The sequence below is a fragment of the Marinobacter sp. MBR-99 genome (genome assembly GCF_040547575.1).
Lineage (GTDB): Bacteria > Pseudomonadota > Gammaproteobacteria > Pseudomonadales > Oleiphilaceae > Marinobacter.
The window spans coordinates 1-23,142 of the sequence record NZ_JBEPPY010000025.1 but is presented as its reverse complement, the minus strand read 5'-3'; the positions used below and the strand labels follow the sequence as shown (position 1 = coordinate 23,142).

Here is a 23,142-nt window from a genome sequence, read left to right as displayed (position 1 = left end):
GATGAAGACACAACCTAGAGACGCCAGCCGGTGAATACCACCGCAAGCTTTCATGGCTCTGGATATCTGCCCCGACAACTCCTTCATTGCACTGACCTTCAACAACCAGATCTGGCACGGCGATGCCCAAGCGAGCCACTGGACACCACATGCGTTGCCCAGCCAGGAACAAATGATGACCGCGGCCTGCCACCAATCGTTTTCATACGAATGCAAACCCTTAATGGGAATAGCCGTATCAGAGCACCGATACGGCTATTTGAAGCCAGTATCATCCTCAAGATGGAGGATCAATCAGCTGACCAATTGTGCCCATAGGTAAGTAGAGAGACTGTAGCTCTCCGAATTGCCTTCCCATTGGCAGGAAACCGTAACGCTTAAAAAAGCGGTCACTTTCCTGGGTAAGCGGATCCGTTACTACCGCTATTCCCATGCCACTGTACTGAACAATCCGGTATGCCTCTTCCAGAGCTTCAAGAAGAATCGTTTCACCGAGTCGGCGCTCTGAGCTGTGTAGCCTGCTATCAACACCTAACCACGCCAGCTTGATCACTGGAATGGGATAGGCAGGATACCGACTACGGGTCTCCTGATCTGGTAGCTCGTCACGCACCACGGTGGCGCTGGTCAGGGTGAAATAACCCACAATCGGAGCCGGCAACACATTGGCGGGCTCATCGTCCACCAACACCCAGGTACGATTAATTTTCTTGTCCATCTGATTGCGTGCTTCGCGCCAAAGGAACTCATTTACCCGTTCCAGTCCACAATCAAACGATTTCCTGTCATGGGACTTCTTATCTAATGGTTCCAACCTCAAGGTCACCGTTTTCTATCCTTTTGTTACGGCGACGTTTCGCGCTCAGCAAAGCCTCGTTCGGCGCTGGAGCTGCCTCGCAGGCTGCTACAAAAGCATCAAACGACTGACTATTCAGCCGATACACTTCGGCTTCCTCGATCACGCGAGCCGACTTCTCTCGGATGGCTTGAATGACAAACTCCGACAGACTGTGACTCCCGGTCAGAGCTGAAGCGCGCGCCGCCAATTCTTTGATCGCTGGATCAATTCTTAAATCCAGCCGCGCGCTTGTCTTTGACATGCGGTATCCCTCTTTCAACGGGCTGGCCAATCGACCAAACCCTCTGTTTTAGTGTTTTCCGTTTTTACTGTTTTACTGGCTGGCAACTTAAAATGTCATACCGTACGGAAAATCACCGTACCTACACTATCGGCTAATCAAAACCGGATGTCAATTGGAAGCTCGACCAAGCTTCACTCAAACCTTATTGCTCAATGACGTTGCAAAAACAGTTGTTTTCGCAACACTCTGAAAAAGCCGGTGAAGTTGCCGGAAATTCACTATCAGATGTTGCGAAACCCTATTGCACAACATATGAAGCAAAAACCATGTGGCTAAAGGTGGAGCAGCCCCAGAGGCTATGCCCGAGTCAGTACAACTGACCAAAATCCAGAACTTCAGGTTGAGGGTCTTGGGTATAGAGCGTTAACAAAAACGGCTTCGCCACTGGGTTACTCCAGAACTTGTTTTGCCCATTTGAGCTTTCCGCTGAACGTCGCCAGTAATTTCGCTTGCCCCTTGGGCGTCAGTTCACTGAAAGCTCTCACAAACGCTTGCTTTTCACGAGCCGCATGGCTCGCTCCCGCGTGCTCAAGCGCAACTCATAATTTTGCGGCGAGCGTTTTTTCATCAATGGACCGCCCCGTACAACTTGGCCGGGTCCTGAATCTTGTTTTGAGCCTTGGTGAAGATCTGCCCAAGCATTCCGGTCTGCCTGCCCAATTCACGCAATAGCTCAACATACAACACTTCGAGCTCAGCCCCCTTCTTACGGGTGAGCGACTGCCAGCTGTACTACTCCGGGACCGCCACATCGCGACTGTAGGGCGGCTTGCTGTACTTATCCGCCATTTTCAGGAAAATCAGGTAGGTAAGTGGCTCCAGGTAGTCCCCCTAGCCCACGCCATCGTCTCGGAGAGTTGTACAGAAGCTCCCTAAAGCTGCCGGTCAAACCAAAACGAAAGTAGCCATCAGGGCTGTAGGTACTCAGGCCAGACCGGGCACTTTCGCTCGGGGAAATGCCAAACATGTCTTCGGTCCAGTCTTCACTGCTGTATGTCAGGCTTGGTCCGAAGGAAGCGGACCATTTCTCACTGAGTTGATCGCGCCATTGCGCCTTGAACGCCAATTGATAACCATTTACGTCGCCGGTAAAGGGTGTCTGTGCGGTGGCGCTGTAGGACCAGGCATTATCAGCGCAGGCAATGCGTAGACCGGCAATGGCGCCGCCATCAACCTTTTCCAGTAATTGAAGATCATTATCATTGTCACGCCCTGCTGTATAGCCAATGAAGGGTGAGACCCGCCAATTGCTTTGGCGAATAGCATTCCAGCCCAGCCCATCGCGAACGTTAAATTAAAATAGAAACGATCGCCATAGCTCAGCCTCAGTATCGGCAAGGCCCGGGTTTCGTAGTCATCACTGCCCAGGTAATCAGGAGCATAGAGCGCACCGGCCCCGAGACTGGTTTCCCATTCTTCGCCTGCCACGCTTGGCGCTGCAACAGCCAGCAAATACAATGCAGCGATCAGTGGGCATGCGCTTCTGCGTTTTACAATATATTCATGCTCTCCTCCCCCGGTAGCCGCACCAGAGCGGCGCGGCTACCCGTGATATCAATTGGCGACATCATTCTCCCGGCTTTACCGGATCCCGGTACCCCGCCATCATCTTCATCATCCAGCCAGGGTACTCCTCGGGCAGGCGGCTGACTCCATCCAGGGCTGCCAGTTCATCGTCGGACAAGCGGATTTGGGCCGCGCGGATATTGTCCCTGAGCTGCTCGGGCCGCTTGGCGCCAACGATGATGCTGGTCACAGGCTTCTGGTGTAGCAGCCATGACAGGGCAATCTGTGCCACATTGACCGGTTCGCCGTCGATCTGCTTGCCATCGGCAATCTCCCGCATAACCTTGATGACTTCGCTGCCCCGCTCGCGGTTGACGGGCGGAAAGTCAAACTTGGCGCGCCGGTTTTCTTCGGAAACGTCCGGCCCCTCGTATTTACCGGACAGGTAACCCCCGGCCAGTGGGCTCCACACCATCAGACCGACGTTCTCAGATTCCAGCATCGGAATAATATCCCGCTCCAGGTCGCGACCTACGAGGGTGTAGTAGGCTTGCATGGATATGATCGGGCACAGGTTGCGGGCCCGGGTGATGCCGATGGCTTTCATCACTTGCCAGGCGGCCCAGTTGGACAGGCCCACGTAACGCACATGGCCTTGCTGCACCAGGGTGTTCAGTGCCTCCAGAGTTTCCTCGATCGGCGTGGCCGGGTCAAAACCGTGGATCTGGTACAGGTCGATATAGTCCGTTTGCAGGCGCACCAGGCTCGCCTTGCATTCACTCATGATATGGCCGCGGGAAGCACCACGGGCATTGGGGCCTGCCCCCATAGGGCCAAGCACCTTGGTGGCCAGTACCACATCGTCGCGGTGAACGCCGAGATTCTTCAGGGACTGGCCGACGATGCGCTCACTGGCGCCGAAACCATAGATGTTGGCGGTATCGATAAAGTTGATCCCCGCCTCCAGGGCGATCTTCACGAGTTCGTCGGCCTGTTCCTGCTGCAACTGGCCGATCAGGCCCCAGATGTCCTCATCGCCGCCGAAGGTCATGGTGCCCAGGCACAGTTCGGATACGAACAGCCCCGAGTTGCCCAGCGACTTGTAGCCTGGACGATTGTCTCCATCGAACAGTGGTAAACTCTCAGTTGCCATGTTGCACCTCATCATGCTTTTCGGTTGGTGTTCCAGAATTCACTGTAAATACTGCCGGTTTCGGTTTTTTTTGCACCCGCTTGTGTTACTGGGCGAAGATTGCCTTGTAGAAACGCATGGTGCCATCCCAGGATCGGCGGGCAGCCTCTTCGTCATAACCAACCGGCATGCCGAACTCCTCGGCGATCTTATCGGCGCCTGGGTTGGTGAATGAGTGCAGTACTCCGGGGAAGCTCACCAGTGTAAGGTCGACTTCGGCATCCTGCATCTCCTTGACCAGGCCCGCGACCTGATCCGAGGGGACCAGCTTGTCGGCACCGCCGGTGTACACCTGGATCCTGGCTTTCACGGACCCGGGTTCAGCCGTGAGGGGGCTGCCGAGCGCGCCGTGGAAGCTGACAACGCCGTCCAGATCGACGCCCATGCGCGCCATGTTGAGAACCACGGCGCCGCCAAAACAGTAACCCTGTGCCGCAATTTGGGACGCATCAACACTTTCGTGGTTCTTCAGGATGTCCATCGCCTTCATGAAGCGCGCCTTGACCTGACTCATGTCCCGGGTGGCTTCCTGCATGAACTTCTGGGCGGTATCGGGATGGTCGGCTTGTTTGCCAGAGCCATACATATCCAGCGCAAACGCCGTATAGCCGGCTGAAGCAAGCCGTTCTGCCTGATTCCGGGCAAATTCATTGTGCCCCCACCATTCATGGACCACCAGAACGCCCGGACGCTTTTGCCCGAATTCATCATCCCAGGCCATGTAGCCGGTGAAGGTCTCGTCGCCGACTTGATACTCGATGGTTCTGGTTTGCGTTTCTGCCAGTACCTGCGTACTTGCAACAGTGAGTGACAGCGTGGCTGCTGCCAGTGCTGTTTTCAGGGTGCTCATCATCTGTTTGCTCCTTTTCGCTCGTTATGAGTCAATTTGCGTAGCGATTATGTACGGGTAGACATCGACCAAAGCTCACAGGAAATGTCGCCGGGTGAGCGAACACGAATTTAATCGCTCGCTCAAAGCGCGATTCCTGTCCCGTCGTTACTGGCAGCGGGCGCGCAGCAGTCGCGTTGCGGCATCAAACACGGCGAGGTCTTCTTCGGTGCGCGCGGCAAGGTGGGCCCCTTCCAGCATCGCCAGGGTCGCCTGCGCTTCATCGGCGGGACCCAGGATGGCCGAGACGGATCCATCCCTTTGTCCCAGTTCAAACGTTGCCGTAATCCACTGCAGAACCATTGCGCGAACGGCGCCGACTCTGGCAATGACGGTGTCGGACAAGCTTTCGCGACAGGTCGAAAAGGCAACGCACAGACACACGGTCTGGCCATCATGCAACGCCCCGCGGTACAGGGCAATGAGTGCCTTGAGGCGCGCGCAGGCGCTGGCATGGGCTGCGTCTATCTCGGTCAGACCCTGCTGCAGACTGGTCTGATAGCGCTCGATCAAGGCTTCGGAGAGCTTCGCCTTGGTGGGGAAATGATAATGGATCGAGGCCTTTCGAATGCCGATGGCCTCGGCCAGATCCGCGTAGCTGAACCCGTCAAAGCCCCGTGACCGGACGGTGTGCTCGGCAAGATCCATCAGGGCTGTTCTGGTATCACGGTTCATGGTTATTCACCTGTCTGCCTGTTCAATCCCGCTATTGCCGGGCTTATACCGTCGGCGCCCCGGCAAATCGCAGGTGCCCCGTTTTCATCCAGATCTTGGCGCCGTCGTCCCCGGCCGTCACGGACAACCTGTGTCCTTCAGGGAGGCGCAGCCAGTCATGCCTGGCCAGCACCTCGCCATCCCTGGTAGCCGAACCTTCGACCACCAGCAGTTCGATTCCGCCGGGCGCCTCAGAGGTCAGTGTCGCCCCCGCATCGAGCTGGCTGTAGGTCACGATCTCACGATCGTCCTCATGCAGCTTTGCGGTGGCAACGCCGCCCACTGGGGCGCCCAGCTCGGCCTCCATATTCTTGCTGAACTGGGTGCGGTCGGCCAGGTCGAACTGCCACAGTTTCACAAATATCGTGCAGCCCGTGTCAGAGCCCGGAATATGTGACGTGGTTGGAGGGTTGCGCACATAACTGCCGGCAGGGAAATCACCGTGCTCATCCTGGAACACACCGTCGAGTACAATGAATTCTTCTCCACCGGTATGGGTATGCGCCGAGAAATGACTGCCCGGCGCATAACGCACGATGGTGGTGGCGCGGGCAACTTCGTCCCCGATCCGGTCCAGAATGCGCCGCTCCACCCCTTTCATGGGCGAGGGCTGCCATTCAATCTGGTCGGAATGCATAACCACCGGTTTGGAGAAATCTGCATTAATCTCCATGATATTCCTCCCCTTTTTGGCCTTCCTGTTTTCAGCGCTTGCATTAAACCCGAGGGTATCGAATCACCCGGCAATTGAAGGACGGGCTGCGACTTTTGCGCGCCAGGCCTGGAGATTGGTCAGGGACTCGGGAATGTCAACCTTCGCGAAATCCGCAAACCCCAGGCCGGCAAAGGCGGTGATGTCTGCGACCGAGAAGCTGTCGCCTGCGAGAAACTCATTGTCCGCCAGAACGCTGTCAAGATAGGCCATGGTTGCGCTGGCAATTTCTTTCTGTTTATTACCCCATTCAGCACACTGCCAAGTTTCCAGATCCGGGCCAAGCCCCGGGGTCGCGTGATGGAAATAGGCACCCACGGCGTTCATCAGACCGTTTTCTGCCCGCAGATTCATCATTGCGATACGGGCACGCTCCGCTGGGGTTGAACCCATGAGGGACGGACCATCAAAGACGCCGTCGATATATTCGGTGATGGCATTGCACTGGGCGATGCAGGTGCCGTCGTCAAGTTCCAGCATGGGCACGGTGGCATCCGGGTTTTTCGTCTTGAACGCCTCGGAACGGTGCTCGCCGCCCATGACATCGACCGGGACGAATTCCACCTGGTTTGTTGCGCCTTTTTCTGCCAGAGCGATGCGAACGCGCAGCGGGTTGGGAAAGCCTTCAGTGTCGTAAATTTTCATTGGTTACCTCTGTTGGTCATTAAGCATACGACGTTTAATTTACCTATCAGTAGATAGGTGCGCAAGAGGCAATTTAATTAGTCTGCTTTGCTTTGAGCCGCTGACCAGACATTCCAGATGGCAAAAACCATTCAGGCCTCCTCGCAGTAACACCAGCCAGGGTTGCTCTGACATAGCCCGCGTTTCCTTCAGGCCCGGATTAAATCCAAGGTTAAACCTTTGATGTTATTATTTTTTATGTCCATGGATTTGAGATTTCAGCTGCTTTAGAAGGTCTTTGGAGCTCTCATAATACAGGGTGTAGAACTGATCCAGATCAGCCAGCTTGGCAAGCGTTTGTTCATTGGTAATGGTTGCCTTGGCTTCGGCGATCACCTCCTTTCTGGCCTCGAGCCGTTTTATCTGCCCTTCCACCAAGGCAGCGTAGGGATGGGGACGAATCGCGAAGAAGTCCTGGCGCTCACCCGGCATTGTTCGACGCTCAACAATGCCGAGTCTTTCAAGAAAGCACGTATTCGTACTGACGCTCGCCTTACTGACACGCAACGTATCCACAAGCTGCGATGAGCTGACGGGACCATCCGACACGATCAGTGTCGCCCAAAGTTGCCCAGCGATGCGGGAAAAGCCTTCAGATTGAGCCTGAAGACCGAGGCGCTCAATAAAACGCCTGTCTGATTCAGTCAGTGTTTTCATAATCAGAAGATTGCAATGAATTCTGCCAACCCCCGCCCAGCGCGCGATACAAATTAACCGTCGACTGCAAGTGATCGCGCCGCGTTTCCACGAGATCAAGTTCGGTTGTAAACAGGCTTCGTTCAGCGTCCAGCACCTCCAGGTAACTGGACGCGCCACCCTCAAAGCGCAATCGCGCAAGTTTAGCCGTGCTTCGCAGTGCTGCTACCTGCCGGGCCTGCGCTTCCAGGCGATCTTCGGTACCACGCACCCCGGCCATCGCGTCGAGCACCTCCCGAAACGCCACCTGAATGGCCTGACGATACGCAATCAGGGCCTGGCGTTGACGCGCCTCCGCCTGATTGACTAGTGCCTCGGAACGCCCGAAGTCCAGCAACGGGCCGACTAACGAGCCGCCCAACTGCCACGTGGATGCCGAACCCTGGAACAAGTCGCCACCGGACGCACTTCGCAGGCCCAGCAGCCCCTCGAATGAAATCCTGGGCAGAAACGCCGCCCGGGCAACACCGATTTCGGCGTTGGCCGCGATCAATTCCTGTTCGGCTGCGGCAATGTCGGGTCGCCGAACCATCAGATCTGCTGGTCGGCCTGCAGGGATACTGGCCGGAACATCCATCTCACCAATGGTATTCGCTACGGAAATATCACTACGTACAATCCGTTGTGGATCTCGCCCCAGAAGCACTGCCAAGGCGTTTCGCTGAAGGGAGCGCTGTTGGCGAAGCCTCGGAAGTTCGGATTCAGCGGCCGCAAGCTCGGATTCTGCCTGCCGCAGGGCCAATTCATTAATCTCGCCTCCTTCAAACCGGGCCCGTTGCAGGGCGACCGATTCGCGGCGGGACGACACGGTGCGTTCCGCGATGTCGATCTGACGATCAAGCGCACGCAAATTGAAGTAACCATTGGCCACCTCACCAATCACGGCCAGTCGCACGGCCTCGCGATTCGCTGCACTGGCCAGAAGCCGTGCCCGGGCTGCTTCGCTGGCATTGGCAAGCCGCCCCCAGAGATCCAGCTCGTACGATAGAACACCGCCAACCTGGATATCATTGAAGGGTTGACCACCAGTACTGTTGACGGACTCCTCACTCGGGCCCTGGCGCACCGCGGAGCCCTCCACCTCCAGAAGTGGGTATCGTTCTGCCTGCTGTCCGGTAAGGAGCGCCCTTGCTTCGGCAACCCGGGCAGCGGCGAGCTGCAGATCGTTGTTGGCATCAAGTGCCTCCTCAACAAGCGTGACAAGTGCCGGATCGCCATAGCCACGCCACCAGTCCAGAGGGAGTTTCTCGTCCGCCGAAAGTCGTGCGGACGTCCAGTTTTCCGGCATCGACGGCTCGGGCTTCTTAACAGTCGGCGCGAGTGAGCAGCCACCAAGTGACAACACCATCAAAGTGGTCAGCAATACCTTAACGGTCATCAGCCACACCTCCATTTGCCCGTCCGGGAGCGGCCGCAGCCGAGTCATCCTGGTCTCTGGAGCCACTCAGAAAATCCGTGATACGGCGGACGACCACATAGAACAGTGGAATAAAGAACGTCGCCAGTATCGTTGCCGAAATCATGCCGCCAAGAACCGCCGTTCCTATCGCAATACGGGTGGTTGCACCGGCACCACTGGCGAAAGCAAGCGGCAACACACCCATGCCGAAAGCAACCGATGTCATCAGAATCGGCCTCAAGCGCACTCGCGCCGCTTCCTTGGTTGCCTCGATCAATTTCATTCCCTGATCCTCTAACGAGCGGGCGAACTCCACCAGAAGTATAGCGTTGCGCGCAGTCACACCAACGGTGGTCAGAATGCCAACCTGGAAGAAGACGTCGTTAGGAAGCCCGCGAACCATCGCTGCAAGTACCGCCCCGAGTACGCCCAAGGGCACCGCCAGCATCACGGAAATGGGTATGGTCCAACTTTCGTAGAGCGCGGCGAGCGCCAGAAACACCACCAGTGCCGACAGCGCGTAAAGCAGGGATGCCTGGGCACCGGCCTGGCGCTCCTGATAGGACAGGCCGCTCCAGGCGCCGGCCACACCGTCCGGGAGTTGAGCGATCAAACGTTCGACCTCCGCCATGGCCTCACCGGTACTGTAGCCCGGTGCCGGCTCACCCTGAATCTGACGGGACGGAACACCGTTGAAACGCTCAAGGCGCGGTGAGCCATACTCCCAGCGTCCGTTCGTCACTTCGCTCAACGGGGTCATCTCTCCGTTAGCGGCTCGCAGATACCACGCCTCAAAATCCTCAGGCAGCATCCGGAAAGGGGCATCACCCTGAACATAGACTCGCTTGACCCGCCCCTCATGGAGAAAATCGTTAACGTATTGCGAGCCCCAGGTCACCGACAGAAGTCGACTGATCTCGGACGGCTCTATGCCAAGGGCCTGCGCCTTTTCGTAATCAATGTCCACTTTGTAGCGGGGATTGTCCGCCAAACCGTTGGGGCGCACACTCGTCAGCACGGGGCTTTCGGCCGCCAACTGCAGCAATTGACCTTGCGCTGCCATGAGCGCTTCATGCCCGATGGCACCCCGATCCTGTAAACGCAATTCAAAGCCCAGGGCCTGCCCCAATTCCGGTATCGGTGGCAAATTGAAAGCAAAAGCCCGCCCATCACGCACCAGCCCGGCAAGCGCCCGGTTCGCCCGCTGAATGATCGCGTCGGCGCTTTGCGTCTCGGGATCGCGCTCACTCCATGGCTTGAGATTGACGAACGCCAGTCCCGCGTTCTGCGCCCGGCCAGCGAAGCTGAAACCAGCGATTGTGAAGAGGCCCTGCACCTCATCCTGGTCCATGAAGTAATCTTCGATAACCTGAATCGTATCGATTGTGCGCTGCTGGGTCGCACCGGCGGGCAACTGATACTGCACCACGGCGAACCCCTGGTCTTCCGCGGGCAGGAACCCGCCGGGCAACCGCACAAAGAGAACGGCCACCAGGCCGACGATGCCCAGGAACGCCAGTGTGTAGAGCCAGGCGTGGCGCGCCGTATGGCCAACCAGGCGGACATAGCCCCGGGTCAGTCGCCCCAGGCCTGCCTCAAACCAGCCGAACAGTTTTTGCAGCAAGGTTCTTTCATGCGTGGGCTTGAGGATCCGACCACACAGCATGGGGCTCAGAATCAGAGCCACCAGCACCGAAAGCACCATGGCACCAGCAATACTCAGGGAAAACTGCCGATAGATTGCCCCGGTGGAGCCCGGAAAGAAGGCCATCGGGATAAACACCGCAGACAACACCACGCCGATGCCAATCAGCGCGCTGGCTATCTGCCCCATGGACTTGCGCGTCGCCTCCATCGGGCTCAGGCCGTCCTCATGCATCACACGCTCGACGTTCTCAACCACCACGATGGCGTCATCCACCAGAAGGCCGATCGCCAATACGAGACCGAAGAGAGTGAGCATGTTGATGGAAAAGCCGAAGGCCGCCATGATCGCAAAGGTGCCCAGCAGCACCACCGGGATTGCGATCGCTGGTATCAGGGTAGCCCGCCAACTCTGGAGAAATACCAGCATGACCAGGACCACCAGGGCGATTGCCTCGATGATGGTTGTGACCACCGCGTCGATGGAGGCCTCCACGAAGGGGGCCGTCTGGTAGGGATACCGAATCTCCACCCCTTCCGGAAAATACGGCTCGAGCTCCTGGAGCCGCGCTTTAACAGCCTCTGTGACCGCAAGCGAGTTGGCACCCGGCGCCAGATTGATGCCAAGGCCGGCTGCCGGCTCGCCATCGTAGAAAGTGTCAATCTGGACTGCACCGCCGCCCAGCTCAACGCGGGCAACATCCCCCAGGCGCACCCGGGACCCGTCGGGCATACTCTTGAGCAGGATGTTGCGGAACTCTTCGGTTGAGGTGAGCAAGGTCTGGGCGGTGACCGTGGCATTGAGCTGCTGACCCTCGACCGCGGGCAGCCCGCCGAGCTGGCCGGCGGTGACCTGGGCGTTTTGCGCCTCGATGGCGGCGCTCACGTCGGCGACGGTCAGGCCGTAATTGGTCAACGCCGAAGGGTCCAGCCAAATCCGCATCGCATATTCAGAGCCGAAAACCTGCACGCTGCCGATACCAGTTACCCGTCCAATGGGTTCGGCTAACTCGGAGCTGATAAAATCGGCGATATCCAGCTTGCTGAGGCGACCGTCGGTAGAGACGAATGCCATTACCATCAGAAAACTGGTGCTGGATTTCTCGACGCTGATCCCCTGCTGGCGCACCACCTCCGGGAGCCGCGGTTCCGCCAGTTTGAGCTTGTTCTGCACCTGGACCTGGGCAATGTCCGGATCGGTGCCCGCCGCAAAGGTGAGAGTAACCGTAGCGTGGCCTGAGGAATCCGCTGTTGACCCCATATAGAGCAAATTGTCGAGGCCGGTCATCTCTTGTTCAATGACCTGAACCACCGTATTGGACACGGTGTCCGCCGAGGCGCCAGGATAATCGGCCTGAATCTCCACCGCCGGCGGCGCCACCGACGGGTATCGCTGGACCGGCAAAACGAAGATCGCCATGATGCCCGCCAACATGGCGACAATGGCCAGAACCCAGGAAAAAACGGGCCTGGAAATGAAGAAATTAATCATTGTGCGGGGCCCTCGTCGTCGGAGGCGCTTTTCTGTGAACTATCCTTGCCACTGGCTTGCTGGTTTTGGGTGGGATGTAATGGAACATCTGCCTCAACCGGCTTCACCTTGGCCCCTGGCCGAACCTTTTGCAGACCGGAGACGATAAGGCGATCCCCCGGCTCTAACCCGTTCTCCACCAGCCAGAAAGCGCCAATGGCCCGCTCTGCCTCTAACTGGCGGGCAACAACTTCTCCCTGCGGGTTGACCAGCAACGCCGTGGCCTCGCCTTGCGGATTACGGCTCACGCCCTGCTGCGGCGCCAGAAGGGCGTTCTCCCGCACCCCCTCGCTCAGGCGAACGCGCACGTACATTCCAGGCAGAAGGTCTTCGTCAGGATTGGGGAAAACCGCCCGCACAGTGACCGAACTGGTGCTTTGGTTGACGGTAACATCCGCAACGTCAACGCGTCCCTTATGCGGATAGAGAGTACCGTCATCGCGCAACAAAACAGTCTCGGCTTCATTTAGGCCGGGCTTAGAAGCCGCGCCCTCATTCAGAGACGACCGAATTCGAGCCAGTTTTTCGACCGGTAGCTGAATATCGACATACATGGGATCAAGCTGAACCACGCGCGCCAGGACCTGGGGCTGATTGGCGGTTACCAGTGCACCCTCCGTGTACAGTGTCGGGCCAATGCGCCCGGCGATGGGAGCCTTGACCTCGGTATACGCCAGCTCGATACCCGCCGTTTCGACCATCGCCTCGGATCGGGAGACATCCGCCCGGGCTGCCTCCAAGGCCGATAGCGCTTCATCACGCTGACGCTTGCTGACCGCATTCTTCTCAAACAAGTCTGACGTACGTGCCCACTCCCGCTGAGCCTGTCGCAATTCGGCCTGTGCGCGCTCCAGTTCTGCCTGGGCCCGTTGATGGGCAGCACGGTATCGGTTGGGGTCGATCTGGTAGAGGACCTCACCTGCTTTGACCTGGGCGCCTTGTTCAAACAAGCGCTCCTGCAAAATGCCCGTGACTTGCGGCCTCACTTCCGAGATACGGTAAGCGGCGGTCCTGCCCGGCAGTTCCATTGAAAGGTTCACACGCTGCGGCTGCATTTCAACAACCCCGACTTCCGGAGGCGGCGGCGCTGACCGTTCAGCCTTTGCCTGACCGGAGGAATTGTCACAACCAGCCAGCAAAAGAACCGCCAACCACATTGGCAACATGCGGACCCCAAATAGCCGCACCATCAAACTCTTCTCTGTCTGCATATAACTAACCTCTGAATGGGCAAAAGACTCAAAAACCGTTCAATTCATGCCTTCACTTATAACCAGGTAGACAGAACGATCGATCCAAACTGATCGACGCCGTCCTTTTCCTCGAATTCTTCGCTGCGCCACAGGTAGGTGTAGGCGATCTGCCAGCGATCCCAGGTCAATGCCGCACCCACCTGAGCATCGCCAACCCACTCACGACTGTCAACGGAGTGGCTGTCCTCGAAACTGTTGCCGTCGAGCAGCAGGTTGTGTGCTGTATAGCGCCCTTCTACGGCAGCGAAGACGTACCAGCTAAAGCCCCGATCCCGCCGAAAAGAAGATTGCCCGCCTTGTGCGGGGGCGACTGACGGAATGCCGAAACTACGATCAAGCCCCTCTCCCAAACGAAACCCAAGGCCGCTGGAAGCGTAGGTATACAGGTTGCCGAGCGCAAACCCGGCAGACGGTCCATATTCCAGGCTTAGCTCAGCGACATCCTGTTGTTTAAGCCAGGCCCGTTCATAACCAAAATTAATCACTGGCTCGTTCTCAAGCTGGTTGTCCCAACCCCTCGGCTTGTCTGCCGCAATAAGATCGTGGAAATTTCGTTGGACTACCTCAGCACCGGAAGCCGGTCCTACGATGCCCACGTCGATATGCAGGCTGTCTGCCAAACGCAAGCCACCGTGCTCCCTTTCGCTCAGTAGCGAAATTCCACCAAACAAAAGGCCGGCATAGGGGCGGTCATCTTTAATAAGCGTTTCGACCTCTATATCTTCGGGCGTATAGATCTGTTGCCCGAGCCGGTACGTTACGCCCGCAAGAGTACTGCCAGACCAGCCCGGAATGACGTCCGCAAGACGGCGGGCCCAATGTCGATCCGGGGGCTCAAAGGCCCAGATCACCTCTACGCCGTTGGTGTATTGACCATCGCCACCGGCGGAAAAGGCATCGTTTTCCACTTTCAGGGACAGCAGGCCGTCGGCGGAAGCTGACGTCACAAGGAAGCCCAGCAACAAACCTGAGCACCAACTCCAATAACACTTTTTGCCACGTCGAGATTTCAATAAAGCGCCCTCTGTCAAGGCGGGTTGAACCGGTTGCAAAAGACCATACTCCCGGATGCTGCCCCACTTTCCCGTGCCAGTTGATTCGGTGTTCCGCCAACAATGATAGGAAGGCTGCTGCAAAACTTGTTCATTTCGTTCAGCATGGACTGAACGTAACACACATAACGACGGACCGCCAGCCGTGATGGAACCGTCCTGTGCCGGCGAAATTTGCGGAACGCTCCAATCCTAATCTTGTCGCTCGCGTCTGAAAAATGTCTCGGGTTCAGTAATATTTGGGGTTGGCGGAATTTTCCATAACCCGTTCAAACACACGCAGAGCGACTTCCAGATCCTGGTCTTCAATGCCTTTCAGCATCTCCTCTCGCAAGAGATTCGCCCGCTCATTCAGTTCGCTCGAAAAGCGCTCACCGGTATTGGTAAGGTACAGCAACCTGACGCGCCGATCATGCTTACAGGGCCGTCGTTCAATCAGCCCCTGCTCTTCAAGGCTGTCAAGCAGACGGACCAATGTCGGATTCTCGATCGTCATCAAATGGGCTAACTCCCGCTGGGTCAATCCTTCACCACCACGCTGCAGGCAGACCATGGTGAACCAACGAGCTTGGGTAACCCCCAGGTCTTTCAGGCGCTCATCCAGTAACTTGCGCCAGCGCCTTGCCACTCGGGCATTGGCGAAGGGAAACTGATCTCGAGGGATTTGCGGGTCCATATCACTGTCCTGATATTGCTGACTCAGTAACAGTAAATCGTAAGCTAATCATTGAGGCAAGTCTGCGTTACGCACTAACCAGGTTTGCGCCAATTCGACCTGCAATTCAAGCAGGTTCTCAGGCCAGCTACTAAGGAACTTCTCCGAAGGGCTCCGTCAATAGCCCGCCAGCGCGTTCGTTTATAGTCAACGAGACACCAGCACAGGGATTGACGCTTGACAGAGTACAGTTCGAGTAGCGCTACCCAGCACCAGTCGGGTGAGCCGCGTATGGCCATAGGCGCCCATCACCAGCATGTCGGCATGGAACGCCCGCGCCTGCTCGAGTAGCACCGGGCCGACCTTACCACCGTCGACTTGTTCCAGTGTTACCTGTACGCCATAACGCGCGAGGTGGCGACACAGGTCCGCGCCGAAATCTTCTCTACACTCCAGCTCGCCATCCGGTTCATCGCAGACACAAACCACCTTCACTGCTTCTGCCTGGGCCAGGAAGGGTAACGCATCGCCGACAGCTCGTGTTGCCTCCCTGCTAGCGTTCCAGCCAACAACGATACGTCGTCCAATCCGTCCGGCCGGCCACTCGTCAGGAATGAGTATAGTCGGGCGTCCAGACCCGAAGATAACATGCTCGGCCATCCTGACCGTCATGGAAGGTTCAGGGGAGCTTTCGAAGGGAGGGACCAACGCCAGCCCTGCATAGCGCGCGTGTAGCATTAATTCCTCCGCCACCTCGCTCTCGGACAAGCGCCACTCTGCGCTAATACCTCTTGCGCGAGCCATTGCCTCAAACCGCTCCCTGACCTGAGTCTCTGCGTCCCGAACACGCACGCGATGCTGTTCGAGCAAGGCGCGCATGGCGGGGCCGGCCACAGCGTACGCATGAGGCATCGCTCTCAGTGGCGTTGCCACAAACACCGCTATCAGGCAGGCATCCCAGCACGCAGCGATGTCAGCGGCGATCGCCAGTCGCCGGTCATAGGGCCGAGCCTCTTCAAGAAAGACAACGATATCCTTAGGTAGCATGCTTCACCTCCTGGTCACGCGCTTTCCATAACCTACTCAAAAACACGCAGGCGGACCAATGTCGGATTCTCGATGACCATCAGGTGGGCTATCTCCCGCTATGTCAGCCCTCCACCATCACGCTGCAGGCAGACCATGGTGAACCAGCGAGCCTGGGTAGCCCCCAGGTCTTTCAGGCGCTCATCCAGCAACTTGCGCCAGCGCCTTGCTAACCGGACACTGGTGAAAGGAAACTGATCCCGAGGGATTTGCGGGTCCATGTCACTGTCCTGATACTTATTAAGCCCTCTCCCCAGTCTAGCGGTTGACCGCTAAGCTGGAAGGCGACCAAACACCACAAGGGAGAAGACTCAATAAACTTTATCGTAGCACCTACCATCATTATTGTGGAATCAATCTGCTGCATGCCTGTACGTCTGTATCATCAACCAGCAGGGGGAGGTGTTGCTACACAAGGAAATCAAAGGACGGCAACTTCCCGCTGGCCTACACCTATCCCAACGAGATGCGGGCCACCCGCGACCTACTGCGACGACGCTTCCGCATCGTCCAGCACGGGGCCATGCTCAAAACCCACGTGGTGAACACCACCAGCCAATACAATCCGCCACCCAATAAGGTAAACCTTAAGAATGTGGGAGTCCGGGAACAGGTTCAGGCGGCCTTTGCCGGACAGAATGTCCAGCACAACATCAATCTCGACCTGGCCATCATCGAGTGCTATCACCGTGAGCTGAGCAAGCTTGAAGAACACCTGGAGCGGCAAGCCAAACAACATAATCCCACTTCTCTGAGTGTGCTGAGGACCATTCCCGGTGTAGGGCGCATCCTAGCGCTGACCATTCTCTACGAAATCGGTGATATCCAGCGCTTTGAGTCAGTTCAGAAGTTCGCTTCCTATGCCAGACTCATCAACTGCAAAGCCGAGTCTGCCGGCAAGGTGGATCCTGGCCACCGCAAGCGACGGGGCCTCGGGCTGTTTGTTCTGTCGGTCAGGATGACACCACTTCGCCAGCATCGCCAGACAGCCGCCAGAACCAGCCGGATCTCATCTTGCCTTTTTGGGGGCCTGACCGGCCCTGGTGGCCGGCCTTGATGAGCGTTTCGTCGATGGCCAGTACCGGCTGCGCGGCACGTTGTCGGTCTGCGCATCCACAATGGGGCGCAGCAGGTCGATGGCTCGCTTGACCAGCTTGGTCAGGGTACTGCGGCTGATGGTGATGCCGGATTGCTGGATGCGCTGGTGCTGACGATACAACGGCAGGGGGACTGAAACTTGTCCACCAGCAGGCTGACATCGGCCAGGCTGTTGTGCAGCACGTTAAATAGAGCCGGTGTTGTCGCAGGCTTCTCGGTGCCCTTTGCGCCGGAACACCGGGCGTTCCACCTTCAGCACCACGTAACTGGAGGCCCGCTGGGCCAGCCGGTAGGAGGTTTTGGTGCCGAGGATGTCGTACTGGTCGGCGTCCGGCCCGATCTGCTCCGATGGCATGTGTTCAATGACTTCCACCGGCACATCGGCACTAAAGCGCAGACCAGTATCGTTCAGGCAGTCGTCATCCCGCTGTTTCTTGCATGAATAGAAACTTTTTCTCTATTGGCCCGGTCGGTTACTACCCATGCTTATAAACTGGGATAAGTGGGAAACTGGGAATTTCTGATCCTTTTCCGATTTACCAACACCTCGCCTCAACCGAAAAAAACCTACTGGCAAGTCTAGCAAGAGCGGCACTCCCGATGCACCACTGCGGATACACCGAAGTTTGTACTGACAGCGCAACACATTGATTTTATTAAATATTATTTTGATTTTCCTCTTGCATATTTGAAACTTCGTGCGAATATTTTAGAAAACGCAGGAGTTCAAAATGACCAAGTTGAAGACCATTTGTTTTGCTGTAACTACAGCCGCGCTCGCGGGTTGCGCTGTCATGCCTCGACACTATGACGACGAATCATCCCGCGCACTGAATCTGGCCCGTGCCGGCGGCGTCTACGATCAGGACCTGCGGGATTCACCAGACGGGACGCGCTCGCATCGAAAGGGTTTGCTGGTAAGCGCCCTCGACCTGGCCAGATTGGCCACCTCATTAGATGCGCCGCTTCGTCATCTTACCGGCACCCAGACGCTGTTCTTCAACGCCACTGACATCATGATGACGCCGGACAACCCTTCGGCGCGACCCAGCCTGATGGGCTGGATGCCGGAATCACTGGCGGCGAACGAGGATGACGCCTATGACCACTATGTTGCCGTTGTAGATGAGGCCATCACCCAGGCCGCCGAGTCGATGGCGATAAATGTAACGAAGCTCACAGACGTGAAGACGCCGGAGATTGATGGGAACCCGCTCATGCTGTGGTCGGTAACAGTCGAGCGATATGGCTGTGCCGATAGCAACTGCATCATCGCCTATAACATCCAACAACCGAATCACTGGAAGACACCAAGCTATGTCATCGGCCGTGAAGCAGCCAGTTACAACATCGCTGCCAACCATCCCGAGAAATATTCCCGACTGGTATTTCGGCAGTCCGGCCATGAACGTACCTTTCCTGTAGATGAATTCTATGGCGCTGTCAGCGCCGGCATGCCTCCCTGGATAGTGATGTACTTTCCACCGAACACCGTGATCCAGGACGGCGAGCCGCTCCCCTATCCGGTGTTGTATGAACAGGGCCAACAGCTGATGTTCAGGGAGCCCGACCATGAGTGACTGGCACGATGAACTTGAGTTGGCACTGCTGCCGCTGGAGGACCTGAGAGTCGATAGCGTCTACATGACTTTTGTGATCAGCAATGCCCTGAGCGAGCGAGGCATTTTCCATCAATGCCGGATCGGATACGCGGAGGACCGACTGAGCCGAATGACCACCGCTCCCCATTGCTGGGTCGAGCTCGAGCAGGACTTGAGGGCGATGACGAACGATGCCTACAGCAAGGTGAAACCGCCGTGGCTGGCCGGGCAAGCCGCAGCGGCCTGACGCCGGGAAAAACTTGCATTTTCTCAGGTTCTGGTAGCTTCGAAGTAAAGAACTATCGGGGACTGAGGCCATGGTAAGAGTGGCAAAAATCGTAACAGTGGGGCTCGCCGGGATCGGCGTTGTGGAGCTCGCCTTTAGGGGTACCGATGCAGCGCTTTACGCATGGTATTTATTGTTCGTGCTCTGGGTGGTCGCACTGTTCATTCGCTTCGCACTGGCCGTAGTCGATGCCTACAAGACGGTTTTCGCCAAGGGACCCGATGGGGAAATGACGTTTCCTGAATTCGAACAAAAGATGGCGTCGTTCAGTCGAGGCAGTGATGAGGAGGCAACCGGCGCGGGCAACAAGGCAACTTCCGGCAATGGGAGCAATGGCGGTACAGAGGGTTTCTTCGATGACGACAGAATCAACCAGATTTATCGAGCGGACGATCCGTTCGGGGAGTTTCTCGACTCTTGAGGTGGTTCCTTATGGGTACAGATCAGGAGAACCAGAGGTTCGAACCCGGTAACGGCCACCAGAACCACCTAAACCAGACCGGCCAGAGAGAACCACTTATAACAGACTGAGGAACCGACGATGTTTATTCGAGCCTACCTTCGGGCATCCACGCAGGAACAGAATGCGGAGCGAGCCCGGGAGTCACTGGTACAGTTCGCAGCCAACCACGGTCAGCGTATTGCCGCTTTCTACGTGGAGAACGTGTCCGGCGCTACTTTGCACCGACCCGAGCTGATGAAGCTGATCACAGATTCCGGTGAGGGTGACATTGTGCTGGTCGAACAGATCGACCGGCTGGCTCGCCTCAAACAGAGTGACTGGGACTCCCTCAAGCAAAAGCTGGCCGCCAAGCGGTTAGCCATCGTCTCCCCGGAATTACCGACCAGTTGGCTCGCCCTGGAAAAGAAGGACGACACCGGTTTCACCGACTCCATTCTACGAGCGGTCAACGCCATGATGCTCGACATGCTGGCTGCCGTGGCCCGCAAAGATTACGAAGACCGTCGGCGCCGGCAGTTCCAGGGCATTCATAAAGCAAAAACGGAGGGCAAGTACCAGGGGCGGCAACCAGACCTGAAGCGCAGACAGCACATCGCCAGCCTACTACGCAGTGGTCACAGCTACAGCGAGATCCAGGAGATGCTGAGTTGCTCGCGGCACTTGATTGCGTCTGTCGCCAAAGAACAAAGACAGGCCGATGCTGTGGCCTGAAACCAACAAAGTGCCCTCAAAGGGCCATCAACCATTGGAGACCTGAATATGCTGAACCTATCTGCCACCCTGATTGCATTCTTGAGCTTTGTCGCAGTCGTACTCTTTATCTGCGTTGTGGCCTACCGAAACGCGGACAGTCTGGAAGCGTTCGTAGAGCGCAAGTTCCGGAGGAAGGCGCACCGTCATAATAGCGATCTGAAATAAATTCGGGGCAAACCGGTGTTCTTGCCCAAAACGGGCAGTTTGAGAGCCGTGCCTACTGCGTCGTCCATGGCAGCATAATCGTGAAGTCGATATGAGGTTATGCACATGACTGTCTGGCGTCAACTATCTTGTCCGGTCCGCGACAACTATGATGGCCGGTTGAGTGGTCTTATTTTTTACTCTTTCCAGCCTGCTTAAGCTGTTGCTGTCGTCGGTAGCTTTCCCCCTCTAATTCGATAATGGTGGCGTGGTGTATCAGCCGGTCTACGGCCGCTACGGTCATCATGCTGTCCGGGAAGATCTGATCCCATTCGCTGAATGGCTGGTTGGCGGTGACGATCAAGCTGCCACTCTCATAGCGGTGGGCGATGAACTCGAACAGCACCTGGGTTTCTGCATCTGTCTTTTTTACATAACCGATGTCATCGATGATGATGACTCGATATTTATCCAGCCGTGTCATGGCGGTCATCAAGTCTAGGTCGCGCTTGGCCTGCTGTAGGTGCTGAACCAGCGCTATGGCCGGGAACAGTTTGCAGCGCACGCCCTGCTCGGTGAGTTGATGGCCCAGGGCATTGGCGATGTGGGTTTTGCCCGTGCCGCTGGGGCCGATCAAGAGCACATTGTCGGCATGGTGTGCCCAGTCACTGTCTTGTTGCAGCTTGGCCAGTGCGGCGTTGCAGGGGCGGCTGAACCCGCTTTGATCCAGCGCCGAGAAGGTTTTATTGGCCGCAAGCTTTGCCTCCCGTAGCCACTTCTGGGTACGGCGCTGGTAGCGGTCAGAGAGTTCGTATTCACACAGTGCCGCCAGATAATCGGTGTGCGACCAGTTCTTTTCAACGGCCGTCTCCCAGAGCGATTGATAGTGACGATGGAAGGCTGGCAGGCGCAGCTCTTTGAGCAGTAAGGCGACAGAGCCTGTCATGCCTGAACCTCCTGACGATTAATGGAGGACAGCAGCTCGTTATAGCTGGCTAAGCTGTGTTGGCTTGAGGCTGCGGCTTTGAGATCTGGGTTGCCGCGAAGGTAGCGTGACTGGATCTCAGTAATTGACGCGAACCGGCCGGCCCGGGCTTCTATCAACAAGTCTTCCCCCAGCGATTGCTCGTCATCGTATTCGAAGGCCAGCCGCAGTGTTGTCACGATCCACTTGCAGGCTTCACGGGGTTCAAGATGCGTATCGGCGAGTTGCCAGAGTTCGCGGTAGTTGTCGTCCGGCAGCAGATCGTCACGCAACTGGGAGTAACGGAAGGCCTGCGGCTTGGAGGCCAGCGAGCAGATCACGTGCCGGTAATTGACGCTGCGGGCGCGATTCTCACCGGGCTTCGGATACACGCGCGGTAAGGTCAGTGCCGGCTGCTGACCGACGAACAATACGAGCTTGTCGTGGTACAGCCGGACTTGTATCGATTCGCCAATCAGGCGCGATGGCACGGTGTAGACAACGCGGCGGACTTCGATGGTCGAACTGCGCGTCACCTTGAGGTGGAGGGTCTGATACTCCGCCACCGTAAACTCCGGCAGAGGCTGCAAGGCGGCCTGCTCTTCAAGCACACGCGACCGGTTGCGTTGGTTGAGTTTGCTGACCACGCGATCGATAAAAGCCTGATAGGCGGCAATACTCTCGAAGTCATTGTGGCCGCGCAGTAACAGCTGTTGTGCCAGGCGTTTCTTGAGCGAGCCATTGGCACACTCCACCACGCCGTTCTCATGGGACTGTCCCAGATTATTCCGGGTGGGGGTCATGCGGTAATGCTGGCACAGCTCGCTGTAAGCGTCAGTCCACACGTTCTGCCGGTTATTGCGTGCCGCACTTAAGCTATCTGTTCGGTGCTCAACGGGGCTCCCTCCAGCCTGCTGTAAGGCCCGCTGCAACCCCGTCGCCAGAGCCGCATAACTCTCACCGCCCTGAACCACAGTGACCGAACGCCAGCCACTGTAGGCCAGGCGAAACTGGTAGAGCAGGTGTGGAAAGGCCTTGGACTGAATCGTAATCGGGTTATCGGGATGGGTAAAATCAGAGAACCCCTGCTGTGCCACCACGGCCTGTTGGCGAAAAATGACCTCTCGCTCCGGCCCATGAAGTGCTCGCCATTGTTTCACCCGGCGTTGCAGTGTGCGCAGGATGGCCTGGTCGTAGTGCTCAGGGTAACGCTCTTGCAGGTAGTCAAGCAGGGTTGTGCCTGTCAGCTTGGGCTCATTTTCAAGCAAAGGGAGCAGCTCTGTATCCCAAACGGCTTCCAGTCCCTGTGGATCTTCTCGGGTGCGCCACTGGCGCTCGGTGTGAACACGGGGGTTTTGGGTTGACGTCTCGATGCGTCGCCCGGATCGAACGGAAATGCCCGCCTTGGCGGCAGCCACTTCCTGGCTTGCGCCATGTTGTCGGTGCTGCATGTACAGCTCCTCTTGTCGGTTGGTTATGTGTTGGCCTGGCACCCTTTGCTCCACCATGGAAAACAAGGGGCCAATTGTTACACCCAACCGGCCAAGATAGTTGTCGCTAACCGGTCATCCTAATTGTCGCCGGTAAGCGCCGCTAAATCGACCCTCTTGCCCTAATCGTATTGAGCCACTTTTTTCAAAGCCGGCAACTCAACGTTCCAGGGCAGCAGTGTTTCCAG

24 protein-coding genes and 3 pseudogenes are annotated in these 23,142 nt (G+C 57.0%); 6 read left to right on the top strand and 21 right to left on the bottom strand.

The window, feature by feature from the left end:
- Positions 1 to 277: 277 nt before the first annotated feature.
- The 17 genes and pseudogenes from ABIE59_RS17780 to ABIE59_RS17700 all read right to left on the bottom strand — a co-directional run.
- Positions 278 to 718 (bottom strand): hypothetical protein, encoded by a 441-nt coding sequence (locus ABIE59_RS17780; protein WP_227544378.1) that lies wholly within the window; start codon positions 716 to 718, stop codon positions 278 to 280.
- A gap of 79 nt (positions 719 to 797) precedes the next feature.
- Positions 798 to 1,100, bottom strand: coding sequence for a type II toxin-antitoxin system TacA family antitoxin (locus ABIE59_RS17775; protein WP_041336904.1), 303 nt, complete (start codon positions 1,098 to 1,100; stop codon positions 798 to 800).
- An 820-nt stretch (positions 1,101 to 1,920) separates the two neighbouring features.
- Positions 1,921 to 2,370, bottom strand: coding sequence for a MipA/OmpV family protein (locus tag ABIE59_RS17770; protein WP_354449010.1), 450 nt, complete (start codon positions 2,368 to 2,370; stop codon positions 1,921 to 1,923).
- Positions 2,371 to 2,483: 113 nt separating this feature from the next.
- Positions 2,484 to 2,570 (bottom strand): annotated as a pseudogene (locus ABIE59_RS17765) (MipA/OmpV family protein); the annotation flags it as partial.
- A gap of 139 nt (positions 2,571 to 2,709) precedes the next feature.
- On the bottom strand, positions 2,710 to 3,801 hold the full coding sequence (locus tag ABIE59_RS17760) for an aldo/keto reductase (protein WP_354448957.1): 1,092 nt from the start codon (positions 3,799 to 3,801) through the stop codon (positions 2,710 to 2,712).
- A gap of 85 nt (positions 3,802 to 3,886) precedes the next feature.
- Complete coding sequence (locus ABIE59_RS17755; protein WP_354448955.1) at positions 3,887 to 4,693, bottom strand: dienelactone hydrolase family protein; 807 nt, start codon at positions 4,691 to 4,693, stop codon at positions 3,887 to 3,889.
- A gap of 144 nt (positions 4,694 to 4,837) precedes the next feature.
- Positions 4,838 to 5,404, bottom strand: coding sequence for a TetR/AcrR family transcriptional regulator (locus ABIE59_RS17750; protein WP_041336046.1), 567 nt, complete (start codon positions 5,402 to 5,404; stop codon positions 4,838 to 4,840).
- A gap of 43 nt (positions 5,405 to 5,447) precedes the next feature.
- Positions 5,448 to 6,116, bottom strand: a complete 669-nt coding sequence (locus ABIE59_RS17745) for a cupin domain-containing protein (protein ID WP_354448953.1) — start codon at positions 6,114 to 6,116, stop codon at positions 5,448 to 5,450.
- A 63-nt stretch (positions 6,117 to 6,179) separates the two neighbouring features.
- Positions 6,180 to 6,800, bottom strand: a complete 621-nt coding sequence (locus ABIE59_RS17740) for a glutathione S-transferase family protein (RefSeq protein WP_354448951.1) — start codon at positions 6,798 to 6,800, stop codon at positions 6,180 to 6,182.
- A gap of 228 nt (positions 6,801 to 7,028) precedes the next feature.
- A complete protein-coding gene (locus tag ABIE59_RS17735) occupies positions 7,029 to 7,496 on the bottom strand; it encodes a GbsR/MarR family transcriptional regulator (protein ID WP_011784128.1) in 468 nt (155 codons plus the stop codon).
- Positions 7,480 to 8,913: an efflux transporter outer membrane subunit gene (locus ABIE59_RS17730; RefSeq protein ID WP_011784127.1), complete on the bottom strand. Its 1,434-nt coding sequence runs from the start codon at positions 8,911 to 8,913 to the stop codon at positions 7,480 to 7,482. Before ABIE59_RS17730 ends, ABIE59_RS17735 begins: the two co-directional genes overlap by 17 nt.
- Positions 8,903 to 12,070 (bottom strand): efflux RND transporter permease subunit, encoded by a 3,168-nt coding sequence (locus tag ABIE59_RS17725; protein ID WP_011784126.1) that lies wholly within the window; start codon positions 12,068 to 12,070, stop codon positions 8,903 to 8,905. The genes ABIE59_RS17730 and ABIE59_RS17725 overlap by 11 nt, the downstream gene beginning before the upstream one ends.
- Entirely contained in the window at positions 12,067 to 13,320 is a 1,254-nt protein-coding gene (locus tag ABIE59_RS17720; RefSeq protein WP_011784125.1) for an efflux RND transporter periplasmic adaptor subunit, read from the bottom strand. Before ABIE59_RS17720 ends, ABIE59_RS17725 begins: the two co-directional genes overlap by 4 nt.
- Positions 13,321 to 13,376: 56 nt before the next feature.
- Positions 13,377 to 14,309, bottom strand: a complete 933-nt coding sequence (locus ABIE59_RS17715) for a lipid A deacylase LpxR family protein (protein ID WP_220150708.1) — start codon at positions 14,307 to 14,309, stop codon at positions 13,377 to 13,379.
- A gap of 334 nt (positions 14,310 to 14,643) precedes the next feature.
- Positions 14,644 to 15,090 carry a MarR family transcriptional regulator gene (locus tag ABIE59_RS17710; RefSeq protein WP_011784123.1) on the bottom strand — a complete coding sequence of 149 codons (447 nt, stop codon included), beginning with the start codon at positions 15,088 to 15,090 and terminating at the stop codon, positions 14,644 to 14,646.
- Positions 15,091 to 15,276: 186 nt separating this feature from the next.
- Positions 15,277 to 16,116: a universal stress protein gene (locus tag ABIE59_RS17705; protein WP_011784122.1), complete on the bottom strand. Its 840-nt coding sequence runs from the start codon at positions 16,114 to 16,116 to the stop codon at positions 15,277 to 15,279.
- A gap of 101 nt (positions 16,117 to 16,217) precedes the next feature.
- Positions 16,218 to 16,376 (bottom strand): annotated as a pseudogene (locus ABIE59_RS17700) (MarR family transcriptional regulator); the annotation flags it as partial.
- Positions 16,377 to 16,579: 203 nt separating this feature from the next.
- On the opposite strand from ABIE59_RS17700, the pseudogene ABIE59_RS17695 reads away from it, so the two are divergent.
- A pseudogene (locus ABIE59_RS17695) lies at positions 16,580 to 17,212 on the top strand (transposase); the annotation flags it as partial.
- Here the strand turns inward: ABIE59_RS17695 and ABIE59_RS17690 are convergent.
- Complete coding sequence (locus ABIE59_RS17690; RefSeq protein WP_022988836.1) at positions 17,165 to 17,374, bottom strand: IS66 family transposase; 210 nt, start codon at positions 17,372 to 17,374, stop codon at positions 17,165 to 17,167. The pseudogene ABIE59_RS17695 and the gene ABIE59_RS17690 sit on opposite strands and share 48 nt — an antisense overlap.
- 63 nt (positions 17,375 to 17,437) lie before the next feature.
- On the bottom strand, positions 17,438 to 17,608 hold the full coding sequence (locus ABIE59_RS17685; protein WP_220150157.1) for a hypothetical protein: 171 nt from the start codon (positions 17,606 to 17,608) through the stop codon (positions 17,438 to 17,440).
- Between the two features lie 376 nt (positions 17,609 to 17,984).
- Between ABIE59_RS17685 and ABIE59_RS17680 the strand changes: the two genes are divergently transcribed.
- The 5 genes from ABIE59_RS17680 to ABIE59_RS17660 all read left to right on the top strand — a co-directional run bounded on the left by ABIE59_RS17680 (position 17,985) and on the right by ABIE59_RS17660 (position 20,521).
- A complete protein-coding gene (locus ABIE59_RS17680; protein ID WP_011784118.1) occupies positions 17,985 to 18,833 on the top strand; it encodes a hypothetical protein in 849 nt (282 codons plus the stop codon).
- Positions 18,826 to 19,101, top strand: a complete 276-nt coding sequence (locus ABIE59_RS17675; protein WP_011784117.1) for a hypothetical protein — start codon at positions 18,826 to 18,828, stop codon at positions 19,099 to 19,101. The genes ABIE59_RS17680 and ABIE59_RS17675 overlap by 8 nt, the downstream gene beginning before the upstream one ends.
- 70 nt (positions 19,102 to 19,171) lie before the next feature.
- On the top strand, positions 19,172 to 19,561 hold the full coding sequence (locus ABIE59_RS17670) for a hypothetical protein (RefSeq protein WP_011784116.1): 390 nt from the start codon (positions 19,172 to 19,174) through the stop codon (positions 19,559 to 19,561).
- Between the two features lie 120 nt (positions 19,562 to 19,681).
- The gene (locus tag ABIE59_RS17665; protein ID WP_354448945.1) at positions 19,682 to 20,314 is read left to right on the top strand and encodes a recombinase family protein; all 633 of its coding nucleotides are present in this window, start codon (positions 19,682 to 19,684) and stop codon (positions 20,312 to 20,314) included.
- A 48-nt stretch (positions 20,315 to 20,362) separates the two neighbouring features.
- Positions 20,363 to 20,521, top strand: coding sequence for a hypothetical protein (locus ABIE59_RS17660; RefSeq protein WP_354448943.1), 159 nt, complete (start codon positions 20,363 to 20,365; stop codon positions 20,519 to 20,521).
- Between the two features lie 169 nt (positions 20,522 to 20,690).
- Here the strand turns inward: ABIE59_RS17660 and istB are convergent, their stop codons facing one another.
- Both istB and istA read right to left on the bottom strand, forming a co-directional pair.
- A complete protein-coding gene (gene istB, locus ABIE59_RS17655; RefSeq protein ID WP_354448941.1) occupies positions 20,691 to 21,446 on the bottom strand; it encodes an IS21-like element helper ATPase IstB in 756 nt (251 codons plus the stop codon).
- Positions 21,443 to 22,915, bottom strand: coding sequence for an IS21 family transposase (gene istA, locus ABIE59_RS17650; protein ID WP_354448939.1), 1,473 nt, complete (start codon positions 22,913 to 22,915; stop codon positions 21,443 to 21,445). The genes istB and istA overlap by 4 nt, the downstream gene beginning before the upstream one ends.
- Positions 22,916 to 23,142: the final 227 nt, after the last annotated feature.